This window comes from Microvirga pakistanensis (assembly GCF_004458765.1).
In the GTDB taxonomy this organism is placed as follows: Bacteria; Pseudomonadota; Alphaproteobacteria; order Rhizobiales; family Beijerinckiaceae; genus Microvirga; species Microvirga pakistanensis.
Map to the genome: position 1 here is coordinate 1 of NZ_SPJX01000573.1, position 223 is coordinate 223.

Here is a 223-nt window from a genome sequence, read left to right on the forward strand (position 1 = left end):
TCTCGGGCAGGGCAATGTAAAAGGTCGCGCCCCCATCGGTCTGGCCCTCGGCCCAGCTGCGCCCCCCGTGTCTTTCGACGATGCGCCGGACATTGGCCAGCCCGATCCCGGTTCCCTCGAAATCCTCGATCCGGTGCAGGCGCTGGAAAACCCCGAACAGCTTGTTGACGTACTTCATATCGAAGCCGACGCCATTGTCCCGCACGAAGTAGACAATGTCCCC

At 62.3% G+C, this 223-nt stretch carries 1 protein-coding gene; it reads right to left on the minus strand.

Annotation, left to right across the window (positions count from 1 at the left end; translation table 11 throughout):
• The coding region (locus E4K09_RS23845) for a sensor histidine kinase (RefSeq protein WP_244610657.1) at window positions 1–223 on the minus strand (223 nt) is incomplete at both ends.